This is a genomic window from Rhodopseudomonas sp. B29, from assembly GCF_000333455.1.
GTDB lineage: Bacteria > Pseudomonadota > Alphaproteobacteria > Rhizobiales > Xanthobacteraceae > Rhodopseudomonas.
Genome location: NZ_BADD01000754.1, coordinates 1 through 2,166, shown reverse-complemented (window position 1 = coordinate 2,166; position 2,166 = coordinate 1). Strand labels below are relative to the sequence as shown.

The 2,166-nt window shown below is 62.7% G+C and carries 1 protein-coding gene and 1 pseudogene; both read right to left on the bottom strand.

From position 1 onward, the window contains the following. Window positions 1-1,237: pseudogene (locus tag I5M_RS30730) on the bottom strand (ABC transporter substrate-binding protein); the annotation flags it as partial. Window positions 1,238-1,400: 163 nt separating this feature from the next. After that, window positions 1,401-2,141 carry a Crp/Fnr family transcriptional regulator gene (locus I5M_RS27250; RefSeq protein WP_031337768.1) on the bottom strand — a complete coding sequence of 247 codons (741 nt, stop codon included), beginning with the start codon at window positions 2,139-2,141 and terminating at the stop codon, window positions 1,401-1,403. Window positions 2,142-2,166 lie beyond the last annotated feature (25 nt).

The window sequence follows — 2,166 nt, the reverse complement described above, 5'->3', positions numbered from 1 at the left end:
AACACGTAGGCGACGTTGATCTTCTTGCCCTTGGCCTTGAAGTCCGCATAGGCCCCGAGCGTGCAGGCGGCGCTGCTGAACGGCATGATGCCTTCGCCGTCGACCCAGACCTCACCGGCCTTGCGCGGCTCGGTGATCGGCTTGTTGCAGAACTTGTCCTGGCCGGAGATCTCGTAGTTGGCGGTGGAGGCGAGCTCCTTGTCGTAGTCGAGATGCAGCTCGGCATAGGCCTTGCGGATGTAGCTGTCGTCGACCCAGCCCTTCGGGTCGAATTCCTTCATACGCCCGAGGCTCTGCAGCACCTTGACGTCGGTCGCTGCGGCGTCGATCAGCGCCGGCTTGATGGTCGGATCGGTGGTCATGTTGCCGCCGGGACCCATGAAGATGTAGACGACTTCCTTGTTGATGCCGGTCCATTCCTGGATCTTCTCGGCCGCGGCCTTGGGATCATCGCGCAGCCATTTGTTGGCGGCGACGATTGCCTTGATGTAGGCGACGACGATCTCGGGATATTTTTCGGCGAAGTCGGTGCGGACCACGACGCCGTGGAACGTCGGCAGATTGGTCTCGACGCCGTCGAAGATCTTGCGCGCATAGCCGCGGAACGGCAGCAGTTCGGCGAACGGCACGAAGTCGGCGTGAGCGTCGATCTTCTTTTCCTGCAGATTGGTCGAGCCGACTTCCGGCGTCTGGCTGACGAGCTGGAAGAAGTCCGCCGGATAGCCGCGGTCCTGCAGCGCCTTCAGCACCATGCCGTGGGCAGCCGAGCCGAACGGCACGCTGACCAGCTTGCCCTTGAGATCGGACAGTTCGTAGTAGGGCGAATCCTTGTGAACGACGATGCCGTTGCCGGAGCCGGCGAGGCTGTAGGCGGCGATCGCAATCAGCCGGCTCTTGCTCTCGGGATTATGGCAAAGGTGAAGCCGTTCACGATCAGCGGATAGTCGCCCATCATGCCGAACTGCAGCTTGTTCGCCATCATGCCGTTCGTGACGGGCGGGCCGGAGGTGAAGTTCTGCCAGTCGATCTCGTACTTGACGCCGGCATATTTGCCGTCGGTCGGCAGATACTTCTCCAGGAGATGCAGCTGCCGGATGATGGTTCCTGCAGTCGCCGTGTTGGTCGTCGTATCCTGGGTGCCGATGCCGATCGTGATCGTCTCGGCCGAGACAGGCTGGACCGACATCCAGCCCAGGCAGGTGACCGATAAGAGAAGTGCGTGAAGGTGGCGGACCATTCTCATCCCCGTTCGCTTGGGTTGGCTGACCTCGCCATGATTGGTAGCTGCGTGTGCCAGCGCAAATCCGGACTGGGCCGACGGGTGGATTAGTTGCCGCTAAAACTCAATTGCGCGCTCCTTGGGCAATTTCGCTCCTGATAGCCATTTGCGTGGGCAGGCCTCAATCGGCGGCGTGGCCGCGCATCTCTTCGAGGATGTCCGGCCGGCAAACCACAATCTGCGAGCGCCGGGTCTGGACGATGTTTTTCTCCTGCATGCGCCGCAGGCTGATCGTCACCCATTGCCGCGTGGCGCCGACCAGATGGGCGATGTCGGCGTGGGTGAAGGCCACGGCAATCACCTTGCCGTCGGCGTCATCGACGCCGTACAGCTCGACGAGCTGCAGCAGCAGATGCGCGAGCCGTTGGGTGATCGAGCGCGTGCCCAGAATCTGCGCGAGCGCCGAATAACACTTGCCCTTGAAGCTCAGCCCCTCGATCACGCCGATGGCGAGATTCGGGATCTCGGCAACCAGCGACCGCAGCTCCTTGCCGGGCAGATGCACCACGCTGGCATTCGTGGCGGCGACGCCGGACCATTGATGGACGCCGGTGTCGAACACTTCCGGGCCGCCGACGAAATTGCCGATGTGCCAATAGGCCAGCGTAATCTCCCGGCCTTGCGGCGAGGTATAGAACACGCGGATGCGGCCGCTTTCGATCAGGTAGATGCCGTCATGACGTGCACCCTGGCTGAACAGAGTCTGGCCGCGATTGAGCACACGCCGGCGGCCCTGCGCGAGGACCTGCTCGCGCTCGCGGAGCGTGAGGCGCTCGATCAGCGACGGTGGTCCCGCCGGTTGCTGGCTCTCCGTCAGAAGCAGCGAGCGAGCCGTTTCGGCGCGGGCGGGGGTCAAACCCAAGACATATCGACGGTCGTTTTTGCTG